We start from the raw sequence: 21,000 nt of genomic DNA on the forward strand, positions 1-21,000 counted from the left end.
CCGTCAGTGGGGTGGCGGGGGCGGCAGGGTCCGCAGGGACGGCGCCCGGTCCGGCCAGACCAGCAGGACCGGGCAGGGCGCGTGGTCCACGGTGAAGCGGGAGGCCGGGCCCAGGCTGTGCGGGCCCAGCCGGGTGCGGTCGCCGTCGCGGGCGAGGACCAGCAGATCGGCGCCCTCGGCCGCCGCGACCACCTCGCGCTCGACCCGGCCCGAGCGCTCCTCGCGGACGCAGGGACGGCCCAGGCGTTCGGCGGCCGAGGCGAGCAGTTCCGCCGCCGAACCGTCGTTCAGCGCCTCCATCAGATCGCCCGGATCACCCCGGCGCCCCCGCCCGAGCAGCCCCGCGAACGCCCCGTGCGCCACCCCGGGCACCTCCGGCCCGCTCACATGCAGCAGCACCACCTCGGCACCGGCCGGGGTGTGCTCCCGTACGGCGTCCACACAGGCGGGCCAGGTGCCCTCGACGAGCCAGGCGATCACACGCATCCGGTCGGGCCCCTCTCGACGTACGGCGGTCGCTCCGAGGGACCACCGGGGTTTCAGAACAGGTGCAGCGCACCCCACAGTGCCACCACCGACACGGCCAGCGCCGAGGGCACGGCGATCAGACCCAGCCGGGTGAACTCCCCGAGGTCCACCCCGTGGTCGTGCTGGTGCACGATCCGCCGCCACAGCAGGGTCGCGAGCGAACCGGCGTAGGTGAGGTTCGGGCCGATGTTCACCCCGAGCAGCACCGCGAGGACGGCGCCCGCGCCCGCCGGGGCCGCCAGCGGCAGCAGGACGAGGACGGCGGGCAGGTTGTTGATCAGGTTCGCCAGCAGGGCGGCCAGCGCGGCGGTGCCCAGCAGCGCGAATAGGCCCGTGCCGCCGGGCAGTACATGCTTCAGCGCGTCCGCGAGCCCGTTGTCCACCACCGCGCGCACCACCACCCCGAGTGCGAGGACGAACAACAGGAAGGAGGGCGCCGCCGCGCGCACCACCGTCAGCGGGGTCGCCTGCCGCCGGAGCAGCGCCCGCCCCGCCAGCACCAGCGCGCCCGCCGCCGCGACCCACGCCGGGTCCACCCCGAACCCCGATGCCACCACGAACCCGGCCAGCGTGCAGCCCACCGTCACCAGCGCGAACAGCGGCAGCGGCGGCTCCTCGCCCGTCTCCCGCGCACCCGGAGCCGAGACCGCCAGATCCCCGGCGAAGAACCGCCGGAACACCCCGTACTCCACCGCGATCGCGGCCAGCCACGGCAGCGCCATCAGCGCCGCGAACCGGGTGAAGCTCAGCCCGCTCGCCGCGAAGGCCAGCAGGTTCGTCAGATTGGACACCGGCAGCAGCAGCGAGGCGGTGTTGGACAGATGCGTACAGGCGTACACCTGCGGTTTCGGCCGTACGCCGGTGCGCGCGGCCGTCGCGAACACCACCGGGGTCAGCAGCACGATCGTCGCGTCCAGGCTGAGGACGGCCGTGATCACCGAGGCCAGCGCGAACACCGCGGTGAGCAGCCGCACCGGGCGCCCCCGCGACCAGCGCGCCATCCACGCCCCGCACGCCCGGAACAGCCCCTCCACGTCGCAGAAGTGGGCCAGCACCAGGACCGCCGCGAGGAACCCCACCACCGGGCCGAGTTGTGCCACCTCGTCGCGGGCGTGCTCCGGCGAGATGACACCGGCCACGATCGCGATCCCGGCGGCGGGCACCGCGAGGACGGCCTCCGAGCGGCCGAAGGGCCGTACGACCGCCCAGGCGAGCACCGCCACGAGCAGGACGGCGGACAGGGCCTCGGCGAGCGGGGTGTTCAGGGCGTTCCTCCGGGTCGGACGCGGTCGGTGCCCGCCCATGAAAACAGATCACGGGCGGGACACCGGGCGCCTGCCGCGCGCGGAACACCGGACGCCTGTCGCGCGTACGTGCCGGTCAGGGCTGGGTGCCCGGCCGGAACACGCTCAGGAACACGGAGGAGGAGTTGCCGCCGACCGGCACCGCACCGGCCGACCAGGTCACCTTCAGCGAGTCGCGCTCGTCCGGCGGAGTGACCACCAGGGCGGCGGGCTGGGCCTTGTCGGCGCCGCTGATCTCCGGGTTGGAGAAGGTCAGCCCCGCCCAGGCGCTCGCGCCCGGGCGCAGCGTGACCGTCACCGCGGAACCGGAGGAGCGCTTCGGGTCCGGACCGAGCTGCCTGCCCGAGGCGTCGACGAAGGCCGTGCCCGGATAGCCGTGCACCGTGCAGGTGCGGGAGGACTTGTTGGTGAGCACGACGGGGAAGTTCTCCTGCCCGGCCCCCGGGTCGTTGCGGCCGACCGAGGCGCGCAGCTCGGAGGTGTGGCAGCGGGAACTCGCGGCGGGCTCGGCACCCGGCTTCGTCGCGTCGCCCTTGGTGCCGTCGTCGTCCTTCGTGCCGTCGCCGCGCCGCGACTCCTTCGGCTCGGCGGCCGAGGACGCGTGCTTGCCCGACGGGGTGGCCGTCGCGGCCGACGCGGGCGGGGAGGCGCCCGGGGACCGCTCGGTGGCGGGCGCGGCCGTGCCCGACTCCGTCTTGACCGGTTCGGCGCGGACGCCCTGGCCGCCGCCGCAGGCGGTCAGCAGACCCAGTACGGCGACCGACCCCGCGATGAGGGCCCCGCGCCGCGCGGAGGGAGATGAGTTCGCCATGTCGCTCGACACTCCTGGTAGTCGCGGCACGCGCCGTACGCGTGCCTCCGGCGCCGGGTGCGCCGTCACCACACTCCGATGCGCGGACCGACGGAAAAGTTCGGAGCGCGCGAAGAATATTTTCCCGCCCCCGGTCCTTTCGCGCCCCGCCAGGCCGTCGTACCTGGTCAGCCGACCCGCAGCGAGCGCAGAACGGCGTCGGTGGCGTCCTTGCCGCCCCGGCGGCGCACCTGGACGTACACCTGCGGCGCGTCCGTCCCGTCCGCCGGGCGCAGCGCCGACTCGGTCACCGCGCCGCCGTCCGGGCAGTCCCCCCAGGTGTGCACCGTGCCGCGCCAGCCGCCCCCGGTGAAGGCCCGGCCGCCCCCGTCACGGCACCCCGCGTGGGTCAGCGCGGCCACCCGCGCCGCCACGTCCCCCTGACCGGCCACGCCGACGAACACACCGTCCACCGGCGCGTCCAGGTCCGGCCAGCGCTCCAGGTCGCCCGCCACCACCAGCCCCGGCTCCTTCCCGGACGGCAGCCCGAGCGCCGCCGGGTTCCAGCCCGAGTCACGGACCTCGCGCGCCCAGCCCGCGGGCACCTGGACGCTGATCCGGCCCGAGGCGTCCCGCACCCGGACCGGCCCGGCGTCCCCGGCGGCGGGCCGGTGCAGCACCAGGGCCACCGCCCCGGCGGCCACCCCCAGCGCCACCGCCCCGGCCACCACCGCGTACCCGGCCCGCACCCGGGGCCGCGGCCACCGCCCGCGCCCGCCGCCGGAACCGTCCGCCAGCCGCTCCAGCTCGTCCGCGAACGCCGCCGCGTCCGGCCAGCGCCGCTCCCGGTCCGGTTCCAGGGCCCGCAGCAGCGCCCGCTCCACGTCCGCGCCGAGCCCGGGGCGCAGCCGTCCCGGCGGCACCACGCGGCCCGGCGGGCCCGGCACGGTGCCGGTGACCAGCTCGTAGCCCACCGCGCCCAGGCTGTAGACGTCGGCGCGCGCGTCGATGCCCGCCCCCGGCTCGGCCTGCTCCGGCGGCTGATAGCCCGCCGAACCCGCCGCCAGCGTGAGCACCGACGCCTGCGCGAGGCTCTTGGCCAGCCCGAGGTCCGCGAGCAGCAGCCGCCGCTCGCCGTCGGGGGCGGTGTGCAGCAGCACGTTGGTCGGCTTGATGTCGCGGTGCACGATCCCCGCCTCGTGCAGAGCCGCCGCCCCGCGCGCGGCCTCGGCGGTCAGCCGCAGCGCCTCCGCGACCGGGGGCGCACCGTCCTTCAGCAGGTCGGCGAGCGTGCCGCCGTCCGCGTACTCCATGACGAAGTACGGCCTGCCGTCCGGGAGTTCACCGATGTCGTAGACCTGCACCAGACGGCTGGAGGAGGCCCGGCGCAGCAGCCTGGCCTCGGACAGGAACCGCTCGCGCACATCGAGCCGGTGCGCCCAGTTGTCGGCGAGCACCTTGACCGCCACCGGCGCGTCCAGCTCGTCGTCGTGGGCGAGCCACACCGTGGCGAAGGCGCCGGTGCCCAGGACCCGTTCCATACGGTGACGGCCGATCCGTTCCGGGGGATGCATACGACTATCATGCCTGGACTGAGATCGACTTCCAGGGGGCCGCTGTGGGGGACCAGCCGACGGCCGCTGCGGCGGACGAGCCGACGGCCGAGGACCTTGCCCGGCGGGCCGCGGCCGGGGACACGGCCGCGCTCGACCGGCTGCTGGCCGAGCTGCGCCCGGAGGTGGTGCGCCGCTGCGGCCGGTTCCTGCCGTGCCGCGAGGACGCCGAGGAGGCCGCGCAGGACGTACTGCTCCAGGTGGCCCGGCACATCACCGGCTTCCAGGGCCGCAGCCGCTTCAGCACCTGGCTCTACACGGTCGTCGCCAACTGCTGCCGCCAGAAGTACCGCGAGCTGCGCCGCCGCGCCGCCGAACGGCCCGCCCCGCCCACCCGCCCCGAACCCGTCGACCCCCGCACCACCAGCGTCATCGCGGGCTCCCGGGTCGACCTGCTGGAAGCCCTCGACCGGCTGGAGCGCGAGTATCCGCACCTGGTCGCGCCGCTCGTCTACCGGGACATCTGCCATCTGGACTACGCCGAGGCCGCCGAACGGGCGGGCATCCCGCTCGGCACCCTCAAGTCCCGTCTGCACGAGGCCCGCAAGCGGGTACGGCCCTGGCTCAGCGGCTACTGAGCACATCCGGGCGGCGGCTGAGCACCCCGGGCGCCCGCTGAGCCACCGACCGGCTACTGATCGTCCCGCTGAGGCCGCCGCTCGTCCTCCGGCACGGTCAGCTCCGCCCAGATGGTCTTGCCCTCGGCGGTGTGCCTGCTGCCCCAGCGCTGGGTGAGCTGGGCGACCAGGAGCAGCCCCCGGCCGCCCTCGTCGAAGGTCTTGGCCCGCCTCAGGTGCGGGGCGGTGTGGCTGGCGTCGGAGACCTCGCAGATCAGCCGGTCCATGTCGTGGATGAGCCGCAGCCGCACCGGCTGGGAGCCGTAGCGGATCGCGTTGGTGACCAGCTCGCTCACCACCAGCTCCGCCGTGAACGCCGCCTCGCTCAAGGCCCAGCGCTCCAGCTGCTCCCCGACCTCCCGGCGGACCGGCGCCACCAGCGCCGGATCGTCCGGCACGTCCCAGGCCGCCACCTGTCCGGCGGGCAGGGCGTGGGTACGGGCCAGCAGCAGGGCCACGTCGTCCGCCGCGTCACCGCGCGGCAGCAGGGCGGCCAGGACCCGGTCGCAGGTGGCGTCCAGCGCGTGGGCGCAGCGCTCGCCCAGGCGCCGCGTCTCCTCGCCGAGCACCTGGAACAGCAGCTGTCTGCCCCGGTCCCCGGCGCGGTCCCGGGAGGCCACCAGACCGTCGGTGTACAGGGCGATCACCGTGCCCTCGGGCAGCTCCACCTCGGCCGACTCGAAGGGGAGCCCGCCCAGGCCCAGCGGGGTGCCGGAGGGCAGGTCGAGTTCGCGGGGCGGCTCGCCCGGCTCCAGGACCACGGGCGGGGGATGGCCCGCGCGGGCCAGCGAGCAGCGCCGGGACACCGGGTCGTAGACCGCGTAGAGGCAGGTCGCGCCCACCTCGCCGCCGCCGTCGCCGCCGGACTCCTCGTAGAGCCGGACCACCAGGTCGTCCAGATGGGTGAGCAGTTCGTCCGGGGCCAGATCGAGATCGGCCAGGGTGCGTACGGCGGTGCGCAGCCGCCCCATCGCCGCCGACGCCTGCACCCCGTGGCCCACCACGTCCCCGACGACCATCGCGACCCGCGTCCCGGACAGCGGGATCACGTCGAACCAGTCGCCGCCCACCCCGGCCCGCGCCGCCGGGAGATAGCGGGAGGTGGCCTCCAGGGCGGCCGTGGGCGGCAGCCGCCGGGGCAGCAGGCTGCGCTGGAGGGCCAGGGCGGTGTCGCGTTCGCGGGAGTAGCGGCGGGCGTTGTCGAGACAGACGGCGGCGCGCGCGGTGATCTCCTCGGCCAGCAGCACGTCGTCCGCCGTGAACGGATCGCGCCGCCGGTGCCGGGCCAGCACCGCGACCCCGAGCGTCGTGCCCCGGGCGTGGATCGGCACCGCCAGCGAGGCGTGGATGCCGAACTGGCGCACCCGCTCGCCCCGCTCCCCGCTCCAGGCCAGCCACTTGTCCAGGTCGCCCGCGGCCACCGTGGCGGCCACGGTACGGCCGGTCAGCAGGGCCGCGGCCTGCGGCGAGAACTCCGGGTACACCTCGGAGCCGCCCGGCTCCGCGACCGCCTCCGGCTCGCCCTCGAGGACCGACCGGTGGGCGGCCCGGCGCAGCGGCACGGGCGCCACCACCCGGTACGGGGGCTCGCCGCCGTGCTCGGCCGGGTCCAGCAGGTCGATGGTGACGAAGTCCGCGAGCACGGGCACGCACACGTCCGCCAGCTCCTGCGCCGTACGGGTCACGTCCAGGGAGGTGCCGATGCCGATGCTCGCCTCGTTCACCAGGCGCAGCCGCTGCCGGGCCCGGTCGCTCTCGGTGACGTCGTGCGCGGCGACGACGACGCCCCGCACCCGGCCGTCCGGGCCGGTGACCGGCGCCATCCGGGCCAGCCACGTCCGCGCCGGTTCGCCGTCGGTGGCACAGGTGTGGACGCGGACGTCCAGCCGCTGCCCGGTGGTGAGCACCTGGAGCATGCTCCGCTCCAGCTCCTCGGGCTGGGGCAGGCCGCCCGTCTCGGTGATCCGCAGCCCGCGCACCCGCTCCTCGGGCAGCCCGGTGATCCGGGCCATGGCGTCGTTCATCCGGCACAGCCGCAGCCGGTCGTCGTAGACGGCGACGGCGCAGGGGGACTGGAGCAGACCCGCCTCGGCCAGCGGGTCGCCGGCCAGGGGCGGGGCGGTGCCGGGCGGCGGGGCGACGACGAGCCAGTCGCCGCCGTGGGTGCCGTCGGCCGGGCGGTGCTGGGCGAGCAGCCAGACGGTGACCGTGCGGCCGTCCTGGTGGCGCAGGTCGAGCGTGCCGTCCCAGTGGCCACCGGAGAGGACCGGCGCGGTGCCGTCGTAGGCGAGCAGCCCGGCGGCCGGGCGGCCCAGGACAGCGTCGGCGGAGTGGCCGAGCAGACGCCGGGCGCCCTCGTTCCACTCCAGCAGTGTTCCGTCGTCGGCGATCACGGCCCGGGCCGTCGCCGCCTCGTCGAACGGATAGCCCCGGCTCATCGTCGCCACTCCCAAGCGCGTGCGCGCAGAGTCGACAGGCGCACCTCCGTGACCCAGCCTAGGCCCAGTCGGCGAACTCCCGCCTGCTGTGCGGGCCCGAGCGGGAGACGGGGCGCCCGGCGGCTCGCCAGGGGCGCCCGGGCCCGCCGCGCCGCCGCCTCGTCAGAAGCGGGTCGTACCGGCACCGTTGCGCCCCGCTCAGGTGCGGTAGCCGAGGATCGTCATCATGCCGCTCTCCGAGTGGTACTGGTTGTGGCAGTGCAGCATCCACAGGCCCGGGTTGTCGGCGTCGAAGTCGAAGACCAGCTTGCGGTGCGGCAGGACGATCGCCGTGTCCTTGCGGGCGCCCACCGCGTCGAGCCCGGTCATCGCGAAGGTGTGGCCGTGCAGATGCATGGGGTGCCACATGTCGGTGGCGTTGATGAGGGTGACCCGGACCCGCTCCCCGGCCTTCACGGGGTGGCGCTGGCGCACGTCGTACGGCTTGTGGTCGAAGCTCCAGTCGTACTTGCCCATGTTGCCCGTCGCCCTGATCCGGAACTGGCGGTCGGGCTCGCGCTCGGACAGGGCCGCCGAGTCGGCGGGGCGCAACTGGTTCGCGAGGACGATGTTCCCGTCCAGCTCGTCGGGGTGCACATCGGGGAGAGGAACGGTTCTGCTCTTGTCGGTGCGCAGCACCGCGATCGCCTGTCCGTTCTTGCCCTCGGCCTTCGCCACCAGCGGGAAGACACCGTCCTTCGCGGTGACCAGCACGTCGTAGCGCTCGGCCATGCCCACCAGCAGCGCGTCGGTGTCGCAGTGCTGCACCGGATAGCCGTCGGTGTGCGTGACCGTCATGGTGTGGCCGCCGAGCGCGACCCGGAACGCGGTCTCGGAGCCCGCGTTGATGATGCGCAGCCGGATCCGCTCGCCGGGGCGGCAGCGGAAGCTGGTGGGCTCGCCCGGACGGCGGCCGTTGACGAGGTAGACGGGGAAGTCCACGCTGCCGCCCATGCTGTGCAGCAGGCGGCTGTAGGAGTGGTGCAGCCTGCGGTCGGGGCCGTTGTCCACATGGGTGGCGGTGGGATGGGCCGACGGGTGCTGCGGGCCCATTCCCATGTCCATGCTCATGCTGTCGAGCGTCGACGAGTCCGGGACCAGCTGGCGGAGCACCTTGTCCGGGGTGGAGCCGTTCACCCCGTCGAGCCAGTCGTCCAGGACGACGATCCACTCCTGGTCGTAGGAGAGCGGTTCGCGCGGGTCGTCGATGATGAGCGGCGCGTACAGCGCGCGGTCCGGCTGCATCCCGACGTGCGAATGGATGAAGTAGGTCCCCGGATCGGCGGCCGTGAAGCGGTAGGTGAAGTCGGCTCCGGAGGCGACGGCCCGCTGGGTCAGACCCGGCACGCCGTCCATGTCGCAGCGCAGCCGGATGCCGTGGAAATGCAGGGTGGAGAACTCCGGCAGCCGGTTGGAGAAGGTGAAGCTCAGCACGTCACCCGCGGTGGCGCGCACCAGCGGCCCCGGGAGCTGGTCGTGGTAGGCCCAGGTCCGCACACTGCGGCCGCCGAGGTCCAGCGTGGTCTCCCGGGCGGTGAGCCCGACCATGCGCACCCGGCCCGAGCCGCGCCTGCGCTCGGCGGCCCGGACCTCCGGACCCGACGGGTCGACATATCCCTGGGGCCCCGGGGGGACGAAGGCCTTCTCGGCCGCCGACGCGCCGCTCGCCTCCGGACCCGGCCTGGGCCGGGAGCCGGAGTCCGTGCAGGCAGCCAGGAGACCCGCGCCGGCGGCAGCGAACGGGGCTCGGAGCAGGGTACGCCGCGAAGGTGTATGCATAAAGGAAATAAGACACTTTTTGTGCTCATATGTGATGGATCTGGGGCGGCGCGTCCGCTGGTGTCGGCTCCGCACCGTCCCTGCCACCGGCGCGAAAGGTGCGGCAACTGGCGGAATTTACGGGTAAGTACCCGCGCTGTACCGTGAGGCCATGCCAGCTCTGAATGTGGAGTTCAGCGAGCGTGAACTGGCCGACCTGCGCCAGATCGCCAAGGAGCGCGGTACGTCGATGAAGGCGCTCGTGCGCGAGGCCGCCGCCGCGGACATCGCCCGGCACCGGGCACTCCAGGAGGGCGCGGAGACGTTCCGCGGCTTCTTCGCCGCCCACGCGGCGGAGTTCGCGGCGGCCTTCCCGGACGACGAACCGGCCGTACGAAGCGCCCCCGCACCCGCATCCGCGCCCGCACCCACCAGCACATCCGCACCCGCAGCTGCCTCCGCGCCTGCCTCCGCCTCCGCCTCCGCCGACGGCGAGGCCGCCTGAGCGATGCCGTCGCCCGTCATCCACATCGACGTCCCCTGGCTGCTGCGGCGGTACGAGGAGGTGCTGCCCGGAGCGGCGGCGGTGGGGGACCTGTCCGTACTGGTCGCCGCCGTGGCCCGGCACCGGGTGGAGCCGCCGGGGCCCGGGGTGGAGGCCGACGCCGCCTGGCGCGCGGCAGCCCTGCTGCACACCCTCGCCGTGCTCCGGCCGCTGCCCTCGGCCAACGCGCGGTTCGCCTGCGCCACCGCCGTCGCCTATCTGGCCGTCAGCGGCGCCCGGATCGAACCGCCGCCCGGCGCCCTCACCGCACTCGTACGCGACCTGCGCTCCGGCGCCGCCGACGTGCACGGCGCGGCCGGCCGGCTCCGTTCCTGGCAGATCTGACACCGCCCGGCGGACGGGGGAAGCCGTCGTGACCGCCGGCCGGGGCGGTGGGAACGGGCCGACCGGCCTGCCCCGTACGCGGAACCGCCGTTCCGCCGGGGCCTCCCGAGAAGGACCGGGACCAAGTCCACACCGCCGTGCCGCCCGGCGACACCGTGCGCGGCGGGGCATCGGGTGCGCGTGTTTCACACGGGGCGCGAGAGAACACACCGCCGTGGGTTTCGAAGAGTTCCTTTCAAAACCGGTGATGTGGGACGGGCGCCTTGTTGCTTGTGCAGAAGTTGTGCGAGGGTTGACACACCCGCGCGGGGGGTAAGGTCCGGGACCGCTTCGGCAGTTGAGGAACCGGAGCGGGGGCGACACCGGTGACTTCCCGCTCCCTGTGCGCACCCCGGAGGTCCGCTCCCGGCTCCCACGCACCGCACGCGCCAAAGGAAACCGCTCAAGTGACCACCCCTCGACCTCCCCGTCCCCCGTACCCGCAAGGCGGCGACCCGGGTGAGTCCGACGAGTCGCTCGCCGCGCCCCTGCGCGCCGGTTCCGACGCGGAGTCTTCCCGCTCCGCCGCCCTGCTGATGGCCCGTCACTGGCAGCCCGCCACCGACTACGCGGTCATCTGCCTGGCGACGTCCGGCCCTGTCGCCCAGATGGTCACGGCGGCGGCCTTCCACCAGGTGCTCGACCGGCTCCGCTTCGGCGAGCCCGCCGTGGCCCTGCGCCCCCGGCTGCTCCTCACCGTGCGCGACACGATCGTGGACTGGGCCGCCACCGACCGGATCACCGCCGCGCTGCCCGGCCTCGGCAAGCCCGCGGGCGGACGCGGGATGCGCGCCGCCAAGTCGCTCACCCCGGAGAACCGCGCCCTCGCCGAGCGCTCCTTCCACGCCCTGGCCCCGCTGGAGCAGGCCCTGCTGTGGCACACCGCCGTCGAAGCGGAGCCGACCGGCGTCCCGGCCGTGCTGCTCGGCCTGGACGAGGCGAGCGCCGCCGCCGCGCTGGAACAGGCCCGGGAGCGCTTCCGCGAGGGCTGTGTGCGCGCCCACCGCGAGCTGGCGCCCAGCGCCGAGTGCCGCCACTACAACCGCCTCTTCGACGTGCCGATCCGCCGGGGCGGCGACCTGCTCCCCGACGTGCGCAGGCACCTGGCCTCCTGCGCCTACTGCCGCCACGCCGCCGAACAGCTCGGCCAGATCGACACCGCGCTCGGCGCCCTGCTCGCCGAGGCCGTCCTCGGCTGGGGCGCCCGCCGCTATCTCGACTCCCGCCCCGGCCGCTCCGGCTCCGGTGCCGCGCTCGGCACCTCCCGCCGCCCGGGCGGTCGCAGGCGCGGCGGCGGCAAGCGCGGCGCGACGGCCGCGAGCGGCGACGGCACGGGCCGCCGCCGGGGCGGCGAGGGCCCGCTCGCCCGCGTCGTCGGGGTCCTCTCGCCCAAGGGGGTGCTCACCGGCGTCGGGGTCGCCTCCGCCGGAATCCTCGTGACCGTGCTCGCCGTCGGCGCCTGGCCGGGCGGCGGCGACGGCACCTCCCAGGTCGCCTCCACCGGTGCCGAGCCCGCCGCCGACCCCCGCACCGCGCAGCCGTCCGACGGCACGTCACCGTCCGTGCCCGCCGCCTCTCCTACCGCCGTGGCGGTCCCCACGGCCGGGCACCCCTTCCGACTGCGCAACGTCGGCGCCGACCTCTGCCTGAGCGTCAAGGGCGAGCCCCGCACCGGCGCCGCGACCACGCTGGCCCTGTGCTCCGGCGACGACATCCAGCGCTGGACCTACGACGCCGACGGGCTGCTGCACAGCGCCGCCGACCCCCAGCTGTGCCTGGACTCGCACGCCGACCCCGGCGTGGTCATCCTCGGCACCTGCGCCGACGCCGGTACGGAGCGCGCGGACGACGTGCGCTACGACCTCACGGTGCGCGGCGACCTGCTGCCCCGCTGGGACCGGACGCTGGCCCTCGCGGCGGCGGACACCCGGCCCGGCTCCGACATCGTGGCCGCCTTCCGGGACCGCTCGGCCGGGCAGCGCTGGCTGACGGACACGCCGTCGGCGAGTCCCGACGCGCTGTCCATATCTGGGGCTTCGGAACCGCCGCGCCAAGGAGCGTAGGGCCTGCGGCGCTTTGGCCGGAGAACATGGGGGGTTCTCGCCGTTGGCAGGTGCCGGATCGGTGTGGCTGGTCGCGCAGTTCCCCGCGCCCCTGGGGGGTTGTCCGTGCCCTTGGCTTCTCGGCTCAGGTCAGCGAGTCCGGGCCCACCGTCGCTACGGAGGCGTGGCCGGAGAGGGCCATCGTCAGGTCCAGTTCTGCCAGCAGGCTGCGGATCACGTGGTCCACGCCCGCTTGGCCGTCCAGGCCGAGGCCGTATACGTAAGGGCGGCCTAGGAGCACCGTACGGGCGCCCAGGGCGAGGGCCTTGAACATGTCGTCGCCGGTGCGTATGCCGCTGTCGAAGAGCACGGTGAGCCGGTCGCCGACGGCCTCGGCCACCCGGGGCAGCGCGTCGGCCGCGGCGACGGAACCGGCGACCTGGCGGCCTCCGTGGTTGGAGACCACCACCCCGTCCATCCCGGCGTCGGCGGCGAGGCGGGCGTCGTCCGGGTGCAGGATGCCCTTGAGCACGATCGGGCCGTCCCAGTGTTCGCGCAGGAACTCCAGGTCCGGCCAGGTGTGCCCGGCGTCCCCGAACAGAGCGAGGAAGCGCAGCACGGCCGCGTTCGGGTCCTCGTGCACCGGCTTGGCCAGCCCCGCCTGGAACGCCGGGTCGGTGAAGTAGTTGGCGGTGCCGACGCCGTGCAGGAACGGCAGATACGCCCGGTCCAGGTCGCGCGGGCGCCAGGACAGCAGCGGGGTGTCCAGCGTGACCACCAGCACCGAGTACCCGGACGCCTTCGCGCGGGCCAGGAAGCTGGCCGTCACCTCCCGGTCGCTGCCCCAGTACAGCTGGAACCAGCGCTCGGCGTCCCCCATCGCCTCCGCGACCTCCTCCAGCGGCGTGCTCGACGCCGACGACAGGATGTACGGCACACCCCGCGCGGCGGCGGCCCGGGCGGCCCCGGACTCCGCCTCGGGGTGCATGATCGACAGCACTCCGACCGGCGCGAGGGCCAGCGGCGCGGGCAGGGTGCGCCCCAGCACCTCGGTGGACAGGTCGCGTTCGCGTACGTCCCGCAGCATCCGGGGCACGATCCGTCGCCGCTCCAGCGCGGCCCGGTTGGCCCGCGCCGTGCTCCCGTCCCCGGCGCTCCCCGCGACGTACCCCACGGGGCCGGGGCCGAGCCGGTGTTCGGCCAGCTCCTCCAGGCGGGTCAGATCGGTGGGGAGCCGGGGCACCGCACCGGTCATCCCGTTCAGATAGATCTCGTACTGGAAATCCGCCCACTGCCCGACCATGATCCGGCTCCCTCCACTCCGCCACGGACAACCGGCCCCGTAGGGACCGGCGTCGATCCTAGGCGGGCGCGCGCCGCTGGTCAGGAGTCGGGACGCGGCCCTGGAAACCGGGGACTTGCGGGCGTCACCGGCCCGGAGACGCCCGCCCGGGAGCGTGGCAAAATCGGCGGGTGCAGATCGGGATGCTGGGGCCGTTGACGGTGCGCGCGGACGACGGTGGTCCGGTCGACGTGCCGGGGGCGCGGCTGCGGGGGCTGCTGGCCGCGCTGGCGCTCAGGGCGGGGCAGCCGGTCCCGAAGGCGTCGCTCGTGGACTGGATCTGGGGCGAACTGCCGCCCGCCGACGCCGCGAACCCCCTCCAGCGGCTGGTGTCCCGGCTGCGGAAGCTGCTGCCGGACGGCGCGATCGAGGGGCGCACGGAGGGGTACCGGCTGCGCGTGGAGCCGGACGCCGTGGACGCCGTACGGTTCGAGCGGCTGGTCGGGGAGGCCCAGGGGCGGGACGCGTTCGGGCGGGTGCGGCTGCTGCGGGAGGCGCTGGGGCTGTGGCGGGGCGCGGCACTTCAGGACGTGGGGCTCGGCGGCGGTGCGGCGTTCGACGCGGTCGTGGCCCGGCTGGAGGGGCTGCGGCTGAGTGCCGTCGAGGAGCGGGCCGAGGCGGATCTCGCCCTCGGGCGCGGGGCGGAGACGGTCACGGAGCTGACCGCTCTGGTGGCCGCGCATCCGCTGCGGGAACGGCTCGTGGCGGCGCTGATGCGTGCCCTGGTCGCGGCCGGGCGGGACAGCGAGGCGCTGCTCGTGTACCAGCGGGCGCGGGAGGCGCTGGCGGACACGCTGGGCGTCGATCCCTCGCCGGAGCTGGCCGCGCTCCATGTCTCCCTGCTGCGCGGGGAGTCGGGCCGCGCGGAGGCGAGCCGGAAGACCAACCTGCGGGCCGAGCTGACCACGTTCGTGGGCCGGGGCGACGAGGTGGAGGCGGTGCGCGGGCTCGTCACCGAGCACCGGCTCACCACCGTGATCGGGCCCGGCGGGGCGGGGAAGACCCGGCTCGCCACCGAGACCGCGCGCACGCTGCTCGGCGAACTCCCCGACGGGGCCTGGCTGGTGGAGCTGGCCAGGGTCGGCGCCGACGGCGATGTGGCACAGGCGACCCTCTCCGGGCTCGGTCTGCGGGATACCCTCCTCGGCGGGGCCCCGCACGCGGAGCCGGTGGACCGGCTCGTCGCCGCGATCCGCGAGCGCGAGGCGCTGCTGATCCTGGACAACTGCGAGCATCTGATCGAGTCCGCGGCGCTGTTCGCCCACCGGGTCCTCGGGGAGTGCCGGAGGCTGCGCATCCTGGCGACCAGCCGGGAACCGCTCGGCATCACCGGCGAGGCCCTGTGGCCGGTCGAGCCGCTGGCCCTGCCTGCGGCGGACGCCGCCCCCGGCGAGATCGCCGCCGCACCGGCCGTACGGCTGCTGCGGGACCGGGCGTCGGCCGTGCGCCGGGACCTCGCGGACGACACCGGCACGCTGGCGACCATGGTGCGGGTCTGCCGGGCGCTGGACGGACTGCCGCTGGCCATCGAGCTGGCCGCCGCCCGGCTGCGCACCATGTCCGTCGACCAGCTCGCGGGCGGCCTCGACGACCGCTTCCGCCTGCTGACCGGCGGCAGCCGCACCGCCCTGCCCCGGCACAAGACCCTGCGCGCGGCCGTCGACTGGAGCTGGGAACTGCTCACCGACGCCGAGCGGGCCGTGCTGCGCAGACTCGCGGTGTTCTCCGGCGCGGCGAGCCTGGAGGCGGCCGAACGGGTCTGCGCGGGCGAGGAGTTCGCGCGGGAAGAGGCCGCCCGGGACGGGATCGCCCGGAAGGAGGTCGCCCGGGAGGAGGTCTTCGAACTGCTCACCGCGCTCACGGAGAAGTCGCTGCTGCGCGCCGAGGGCGACGGCGCCCCGCGCTACCGCATGACCGGCACCATCAAGGAGTACGCCGGGCACCGTCTCGCGGAGGCCGGGGAGGCGGATCGCGCCCGCCGGGCCCACCTCGCGCATGTCACCGAACTCGCCGAGACCGCCGAGCCGCAGCTGCGCCGCGCGGGCCAACTCCACTGGCTGGCACGGCTGGAGGCCGAGCACGACGACATCGCGGCGGCCATGCGCGGCGCGCTCGCGGCGGGCGACGCACAGGCGGCGATGCGGCTGGCGGCGGGCGCGGGCTGGTACTGGTGGCTCGGCGGACACCGCGCCGAGGGCATGGAGCTGATCACCGCCGCCACGAAGGTGCCCGGCGAGGTGGCCGACGAGGTCCGGGCCACGGTGTACGCCCTGTACTCGATGTTCGCGACCTCCGGGCGGGGCGACGCCCAGCAGGCCGCGGAGTGGATCCACGAGGCACATCGGCTCAACGAGGGCCTGCGGGGCGGCGGTCATCCGGCGCTGGGGCTCGTGGGCGCCCTGGTGCGTCTGCTGCGCGGGCCCGAGGAGGCACTGACCGCGTTCGAGCCGCTGCTCACCGACGCGGACCCCTGGGTGCGTGCCCTGGCCCGGCTGCACATGGGCAAGATGCGGATCGTGCTCGGCCGCAGCGGACGGGAGGCGGACGCCCATCTGGAGGCGGCGCTCGCGGAGTTCAGGGCGCTCGGGGAGCGGTTCGGGATCGCGTTCGCGCAGACCGAGCTGGCCGACCGCATCGCCGCGCGGGGCGAGTTCGCCGCCGCCTGCGCGCACTACGAGCAGGCCGTCGCGGTCGTCACCGAGGTCGGCGCCGCCGAGGACGTCATCCGGATGCGGTCACGGCAGGCCCAGTTGTCCTGGCTGCTCGGCGACCGGGCGGCGAGCACGGCGGCCCTGGCCGAGGCGCGGCGCTGGGCCGAGCGGGTCACCTGGCCGGACGCGCTGGCCGAACTGGCCTTCGCGCAAGCGGGACTTGCCCGCTGGGACGGGGACGCCGAGGAAGCACGCGCCCAACTCGACAGCGCGACCGCCCTGTTGCGCGACGAGGCCGAGCTGCCGCACATCCGCGCGATCAGACACGACCTGCTCGGCCACCTCGCCGACGACCTGGACGAGGCCCGCACCCACCGTGCGGCGGCCTGCGCGGCGGCGGCCGAGTCGGGGTACGCGCAGGCGATCGCACAGGTGCTCGTCGGTGTCGCGGACCTCGCGCTGCGCCGGGGCGAGCCCGGGCAGGCCGCCCGGCTGCTCGCGGCGAGCGCGGAGGTGGGCGGCCTGCGGGACCGCTCGAACCCGGACACGGACCGGATCGAGCGGGAGGCCCGCGACCGCCTCGGCGACGCGCGGTACGCCGAGGCGGCGCGGGAGGGGACGCGGACCGACTGGCCCCGGCTGGCCGAGGCCGTGCTCGCCGCGCCCCGGGTCACGCCCGCTTCTTGAACGTGGAGACCGCCCACAGATAGCCGACGACCGCGAAGCCGGTGCACCAGGCGACGGCCGCCCAGATGTCGCCGCCCGACGGGTGGCCCGTCAGCAGCCCGCGCAGCGTCTCCACGATCGGCGTGAAGGGCTGGTACTCCGCGAACTGCCGTACGCCCGCGCCCATCGTGTCGGCGGGCACGAACGCGCTGCTGAGGAACGGCAGCATGATCAGCGGCACGGTGGCCAGACCCGCCGACTCCACGCTCTTCGCGGCAACGCCCAGGGCGACCGTGAGCCAGCTGACGGCGAACCCGAGCAGCAGCATCACACCGATCGCGCCGAGCCATTGCGGGAAGCTCGCGTGCGGACGGAACCCCATGGCGAAGCCGACGCCGATGATGACCGCGTCCGCGATCAGACCGCGCACCGTCGTGGAGACGACATGCCCGATGAGCACGGCGCCGTGCGAGACGTCCATGACCTTGAACCGGTTGATGATGCCCTTGGTCATGTCCCCGTTGACGGCGGCGGCCGTCGGACCGAGCCCGTAGGTGAGGGCCATCACGATCAGGCCCGGCACCGCGTAGTCGATGTACTCGCCCCGGACCTTGAAGGCGCCGCCGAAGACGTAGACGAACATCGCCATCATCACGAGCGGGAACAGGACCGCCTGGAACACGGTGACCGGATTGCGGAGCGTGTGCCGGAAGTTGCGGCGCAGCATGACCGCCGCGTCGGCCAACGGCAGGGTGGGCGTGCTCACTTGGCGGTCACCTCCGGCTGGGCCTGGCCGGTGAGGGCGAGGAAGACGTCGTCGAGATCGGGTGTGTGCACGGAGAACTCCTTCGCGTCCAGCATGTGTGCGTCCAGGCGGTCCAGCAGGGCGCGCAGCGACCGCGAGTCGCCCTCGCTCGGCACCCGCAGGGTCAGTTCCTGGTCGTCGCGTACGGACCCGGGCAGCACGCGGGCCGCCGTGTCCAGGTCGGCGGGGGCGGCGAAGCGCAGCCGGACATGGGTGCCGGGGATCTGCCGCTTCAGCTCCTCGGGGGTGCCCCGGGCGACCAGGCGGCCGTGGTCGAGCACCGCGATCCGGTCGGCCAACTGGTCGGCCTCCTCCAGGTATTGGGTGGTGAGCAGGATCGTGGTGCCGTCGGCCACCAGTTCGCGGACGATGTCCCACATCGTGCGGCGGCTGCGCGGGTCCAGGCCCGTCGTCGGCTCGTCCAGGAAGATGATGCGCGGATCGCCGACCAGGGTCATCGCCAGATCCAGCTTGCGGCGCATGCCGCCGGAGTAGGCGGAGGCCGACTCGTCCGCCGAATCGGTGAGTTCGAACCGCTCCAGCAGCCGCGCGACCACCTCATCGGCCGGGCGTACCCGCTTGAGGTCGGCCATCAGACGCAGGTTCTCCCGGCCGGTCAGCAGCTCGTCCACCGCGGCGAACTGGCCGGTCACGCCGATGGCCGCACGCACCTGACGGGTCGCGGTCGTCACGTCGTGCCCGGCGACCCGCACCGTCCCGGCGTCGGCCCTCAGCAGGGTGGTGAGGATGTTGACGGTCGTCGTCTTGCCCGCGCCGTTCGGGCCGAGCAGGGCGAAGACGGAACCCTCCGGGACCTCGAAGTCGACGCCGTCCAGGACGACTTTGCCGCCGTACGCCTTGCGCAGTCCCCAGACCGCGATCGCTGAATTTCGCATGCCCCCAAGGTGACGGCCCCGCCTGACACGGCGCCGCCACGCCCCTGACACGGGTGCGGGGCCCGTGTCACCACGGGCCCCGCACCGCCGTTCCGCGCGCCTCGCCCCGCGCCGTCACGCCCCGCCGAGCCGCGCCACCGCGCGCACCGGCGCCCCGTCCGCCCCCGGCAGCCGGAGCGGGAAGAGGAACACCTCGGCGTCGGCCACGCCCACCAGCCGGTCCAGGCGCGTCAGGTTCTCCGCGATCACCGCGCCCGCGCCGCACAGCACGCGGTGGGCCGGGAGGGCCGGGTCGGCGTCCGGGCCGCTCGGGTCCACGCTGAGGGCGTCCACCGCCACCGTGCGGACCCCGGCCGCCACGACGGCCTCGGCGGCGGCCGGGGTCAGCCAGGGATGGTCCGCGTAGGCGTCCGTGCCCCAGTGGGCCGACCAGCCGGTGGCCAGCAGCAGCACCGCGTCCGGAGCGAAGGCGTCCAGGGCCGGGGCCAGCAGCTCCGGCGTGATGGGGGAGCGGGGCGTAAGGCCGCGTACGTCGGCCACCACCGCGCGGCCCGTGAAGCGGGACAGGGGCAGCTCGTCAAGGCGGGGCCACGCGTCGTCGATGTGGTACGGCGCGTCCACATGGGTGCCGGACTGCGAACCCAGGTGCAGGGACAGGACGTTGACGCCGTCGGCGGGGGCGCGCAGCGCGGGGGAGACCGTGACCTCCGGGTCACCGGGATACACGGGCATCCCGGTGACCACGGGGACGGAGAGGTCCAGCCACCGCGTCATCGGGTGGGCTCCGCCAGGACCGGCTCGCCCACCGGCTCCGGGCCGCCGCCCGTGATCGGCGGCACCGGGGTGTCCGCCGTACGGACAAGACGGGCGCCCTCCGGGCCGTAGACCGCGCGGGGCTCGGGGAAGAGCCACAGCAGGGCCAGGTAGAGCAGCGCGGCCACAGCCAGGGAGAGCGGCAGGCTGATGTCCACGCCGCCCGCCACGTCGCCCAGCGGGCCCACGAACTGGCCCGGGATGTCGGTGAACAGCACGCCGAGCACCGCCGAGACCCACCAGGCGGTCATCCCGCGCCAGTTCCAGCCGTGCGTGAACCAGTAACGGCCGCCGCGCTGACGGCGGTTGAAGACCTGGAGGGCGTCGGGGTCGTACCAGCCGCGCCGGGTCCAGAAGCCGAGCATCATCACGACCATCCACGGCGTGGTGCAGGTGATGATCATCGTGGCGAAGGTGGAGATGGACTGCACGAGGTCCAGGCCGAAGCGGCCGACGAAGATGAACGCGATGGACAGGACGCCGACCAGCAGCGTCGCCCGGACCCGGGACAGCCTCGGGAAGACCGAGGAGAAGTCCAGGCCCGTGCCGTAGAGCGAGGTCGTGCCGGTGGACATGCCGCCGATCAGGGCGAGCAGGCACACCGGCAGGAAGAACCAGCTCGGGGAGATCGCCAGCAGCCCGCCCACGAAGTCCGGCGCCTTCGGGTCGACGTACTCCGGCGCCTTCGTCGCGATGATGCTCGCGGTCGCCAGGCCGAACACGAAGGGCAGCAGCGTGGCCAGCTGGGAGAGGAACGCGGCCCCGATCACCTTGCGGTGCGGGGTGGCGGCGGGGATGTAGCGCGACCAGTCGCCCAGGAACGCGCCGAACGACACCGGGTTGGACAGCACGATCAGGGCCGCGCCGATGAACGACGGCCAGAACATCGACCGCGTCGCCGCGTCCGCGTGGGCCGTGAACACCCCGGCGTAGGACGGGTCGAAGTCACCGGCGAAGGCGATCGCGCCGAGCAGGAACAGCACCGTCGCGGACGTCACCGCGATCTTGTTGACGAAGAGCATGAACCGGAAGCCGTACACGCACACCGCGAGGACGAGCCCCGCGAACAGCGCGTACGCCACGACGTACGACAGCGTGCCGCGCTCCAGGCCGAACAGCCGGTGCGCGCCGCCCACCAGGGCGTCGCCCGAACTCCACACCGAGATGGAGAAGAAGGCGACTGCGGTGAGCAGGGAGAGGAAGGAGCCGACGACCCGGCCGTGCACCCCGAGGTGCGCCGAGGAGGACACCGCGTTGTTGGTGCCGTTCACCGGGCCGAACACGGCCATCGGACACAGGATCAGGGCGCCCGCGACGACCCCGAGGACGGTCGCGGCGAGCCCCTGCCAGAAGGAGAGCCCGAACAGGATCGGGAACGCGCCGAGGACGCAGGTGGAGAAGGTGTTGGCGCCGCCGAAGGCGACCCGGAAGAGGTCGAGCGGGGTCGCGGTGCGTTCGGCGTCGGGGATGCGTTCGACGCCGTAGGGCTCGACCTCGGTGAGGGCGGGCGGCGGCGTGGCCGGGGATTCGGCGGGCTGTGAGGTCAACGGGGGCTCCTGCGCCGCGAGATGGGCGGATGTCCGGATCGGGATCTGCCGAAAGTACGACCCGGGCGCGGAGCCGGGCCAGGTGATGTTTCGTCCATCTCCGGGCCCCGCGATGGAGGGTTCGGCCACTGGGGCGCACCCGAAACCCGGGCGAACGCGAGGAAGCGTGAAGGTGTCACGGACGGGACGTGAAGGGGCGCCCGGCGGCCACGGCCGGAATGTT

Annotated in this window: 15 protein-coding genes and 1 pseudogene; 5 read left to right on the plus strand and 11 right to left on the minus strand. The window is 74.6% G+C overall.

The features are described from left to right. Positions 1–3: 3 nt before the first annotated feature. The 4 genes from B079_RS0125200 to B079_RS0125215 all read right to left on the minus strand — a co-directional run bounded on the left by B079_RS0125200 (position 4) and on the right by B079_RS0125215 (position 4,196). Entirely contained in the window at positions 4–486 is a 483-nt protein-coding gene (locus B079_RS0125200) for a universal stress protein (protein ID WP_018548626.1), read from the minus strand. Positions 487–539: 53 nt separating this feature from the next. After that, positions 540–1,832 (minus strand): arsenic transporter, encoded by a 1,293-nt coding sequence (locus tag B079_RS0125205; RefSeq protein WP_018548627.1) that lies wholly within the window; start codon positions 1,830–1,832, stop codon positions 540–542. Between the two features lie 76 nt (positions 1,833–1,908). Then, on the minus strand, positions 1,909–2,643 hold the full coding sequence (locus B079_RS0125210; RefSeq protein WP_018548628.1) for a DUF4232 domain-containing protein: 735 nt from the start codon (positions 2,641–2,643) through the stop codon (positions 1,909–1,911). Positions 2,644–2,810: 167 nt separating this feature from the next. Further along, complete coding sequence (locus B079_RS0125215) at positions 2,811–4,196, minus strand: serine/threonine-protein kinase (RefSeq protein WP_018548629.1); 1,386 nt, start codon at positions 4,194–4,196, stop codon at positions 2,811–2,813. Positions 4,197–4,240: 44 nt separating this feature from the next. On the opposite strand from B079_RS0125215, the gene B079_RS0125220 reads away from it, so the two are divergent. Then, complete coding sequence (locus B079_RS0125220; protein WP_018548630.1) at positions 4,241–4,813, plus strand: RNA polymerase sigma factor; 573 nt, start codon at positions 4,241–4,243, stop codon at positions 4,811–4,813. A gap of 53 nt (positions 4,814–4,866) precedes the next feature. Here the strand turns inward: B079_RS0125220 and B079_RS0125225 are convergent, their stop codons facing one another. Continuing rightward, positions 4,867–7,290: a SpoIIE family protein phosphatase gene (locus B079_RS0125225; protein WP_018548631.1), complete on the minus strand. Its 2,424-nt coding sequence runs from the start codon at positions 7,288–7,290 to the stop codon at positions 4,867–4,869. A 198-nt stretch (positions 7,291–7,488) separates the two neighbouring features. Further along, entirely contained in the window at positions 7,489–9,108 is a 1,620-nt protein-coding gene (locus tag B079_RS0125230) for a multicopper oxidase family protein (protein WP_037801958.1), read from the minus strand. 151 nt (positions 9,109–9,259) lie between these two features. On the opposite strand from B079_RS0125230, the pseudogene B079_RS32735 reads away from it, so the two are divergent. The 3 genes and pseudogenes from B079_RS32735 to B079_RS0125245 all read left to right on the plus strand — a co-directional run. After that, a pseudogene (locus B079_RS32735) lies at positions 9,260–9,484 on the plus strand (hypothetical protein); the annotation flags it as partial. 111 nt (positions 9,485–9,595) lie between these two features. Then, positions 9,596–9,976, plus strand: coding sequence for a hypothetical protein (locus B079_RS0125240; protein ID WP_018548634.1), 381 nt, complete (start codon positions 9,596–9,598; stop codon positions 9,974–9,976). Positions 9,977–10,422: 446 nt separating this feature from the next. Continuing rightward, complete coding sequence (locus B079_RS0125245; protein ID WP_018548635.1) at positions 10,423–12,078, plus strand: RICIN domain-containing protein; 1,656 nt, start codon at positions 10,423–10,425, stop codon at positions 12,076–12,078. 124 nt (positions 12,079–12,202) lie between these two features. Here the strand turns inward: B079_RS0125245 and B079_RS0125250 are convergent, their stop codons facing one another. Then, a complete protein-coding gene (locus B079_RS0125250; protein ID WP_018548636.1) occupies positions 12,203–13,360 on the minus strand; it encodes a lactate 2-monooxygenase in 1,158 nt (385 codons plus the stop codon). A 170-nt stretch (positions 13,361–13,530) separates the two neighbouring features. Between B079_RS0125250 and B079_RS0125255 the strand changes: the two genes are divergently transcribed. Beyond that, positions 13,531–16,737, plus strand: coding sequence for an ATP-binding protein (locus tag B079_RS0125255; protein WP_018548637.1), 3,207 nt, complete (start codon positions 13,531–13,533; stop codon positions 16,735–16,737). On the opposite strand, the gene B079_RS0125260 is transcribed toward B079_RS0125255, so the two are convergent. The 4 genes from B079_RS0125260 to B079_RS0125275 all read right to left on the minus strand — a co-directional run bounded on the left by B079_RS0125260 (position 16,721) and on the right by B079_RS0125275 (position 20,777). Next, the gene (locus B079_RS0125260) at positions 16,721–17,482 is read right to left on the minus strand and encodes an ABC transporter permease (protein WP_018548638.1); all 762 of its coding nucleotides are present in this window, start codon (positions 17,480–17,482) and stop codon (positions 16,721–16,723) included. The genes B079_RS0125255 and B079_RS0125260 overlap by 17 nt on opposite strands. Further along, complete coding sequence (locus B079_RS0125265) at positions 17,479–18,417, minus strand: daunorubicin resistance protein DrrA family ABC transporter ATP-binding protein (RefSeq protein WP_018548639.1); 939 nt, start codon at positions 18,415–18,417, stop codon at positions 17,479–17,481. The genes B079_RS0125260 and B079_RS0125265 overlap by 4 nt, the downstream gene beginning before the upstream one ends. A 114-nt stretch (positions 18,418–18,531) precedes the next feature. Then, positions 18,532–19,191, minus strand: a complete 660-nt coding sequence (locus B079_RS0125270) for a cyclase family protein (protein ID WP_018548640.1) — start codon at positions 19,189–19,191, stop codon at positions 18,532–18,534. Next, positions 19,188–20,777 carry a purine-cytosine permease family protein gene (locus tag B079_RS0125275; RefSeq protein WP_018548641.1) on the minus strand — a complete coding sequence of 530 codons (1,590 nt, stop codon included), beginning with the start codon at positions 20,775–20,777 and terminating at the stop codon, positions 19,188–19,190. Before B079_RS0125275 ends, B079_RS0125270 begins: the two co-directional genes overlap by 4 nt. Positions 20,778–21,000: the final 223 nt, after the last annotated feature.

Source organism: Streptomyces sp. LaPpAH-108, from assembly GCF_000373625.1.
Taxonomy (GTDB): domain Bacteria; phylum Actinomycetota; class Actinomycetes; order Streptomycetales; family Streptomycetaceae; genus Streptomyces.

What these genes read in the sequence shown, in the direction of transcription:
- B079_RS0125225 (WP_018548631.1), bottom strand. Translation starts at nt 7,290, where the DNA reads ATGAGCCGGGGCTATCCGTTCGACGAGGCGGCGACGGCCCGGGCCGTG.
- B079_RS0125200 (WP_018548626.1), bottom strand. Translation starts at nt 486, where the DNA reads ATGCGTGTGATCGCCTGGCTCGTCGAGGGCACCTGGCCCGCCTGTGTG.
- B079_RS0125205 (WP_018548627.1), bottom strand. Translation starts at nt 1,832, where the DNA reads ATGGGCGGGCACCGACCGCGTCCGACCCGGAGGAACGCCCTGAACACC.
- B079_RS0125230 (WP_037801958.1), bottom strand. Translation starts at nt 9,108, where the DNA reads ATGCATACACCTTCGCGGCGTACCCTGCTCCGAGCCCCGTTCGCTGCC.
- B079_RS0125265 (WP_018548639.1), bottom strand. Translation starts at nt 18,417, where the DNA reads ATGCGAAATTCAGCGATCGCGGTCTGGGGACTGCGCAAGGCGTACGGC.
- B079_RS0125240 (WP_018548634.1), top strand. Translation starts at nt 9,596, where the DNA reads ATGCCGTCGCCCGTCATCCACATCGACGTCCCCTGGCTGCTGCGGCGG.
- B079_RS0125270 (WP_018548640.1), bottom strand. Translation starts at nt 19,191, where the DNA reads ATGACGCGGTGGCTGGACCTCTCCGTCCCCGTGGTCACCGGGATGCCC.
- B079_RS0125215 (WP_018548629.1), bottom strand. Translation starts at nt 4,196, where the DNA reads ATGCATCCCCCGGAACGGATCGGCCGTCACCGTATGGAACGGGTCCTG.
- B079_RS0125210 (WP_018548628.1), bottom strand. Translation starts at nt 2,643, where the DNA reads ATGGCGAACTCATCTCCCTCCGCGCGGCGCGGGGCCCTCATCGCGGGG.
- B079_RS0125250 (WP_018548636.1), bottom strand. Translation starts at nt 13,360, where the DNA reads ATGGTCGGGCAGTGGGCGGATTTCCAGTACGAGATCTATCTGAACGGG.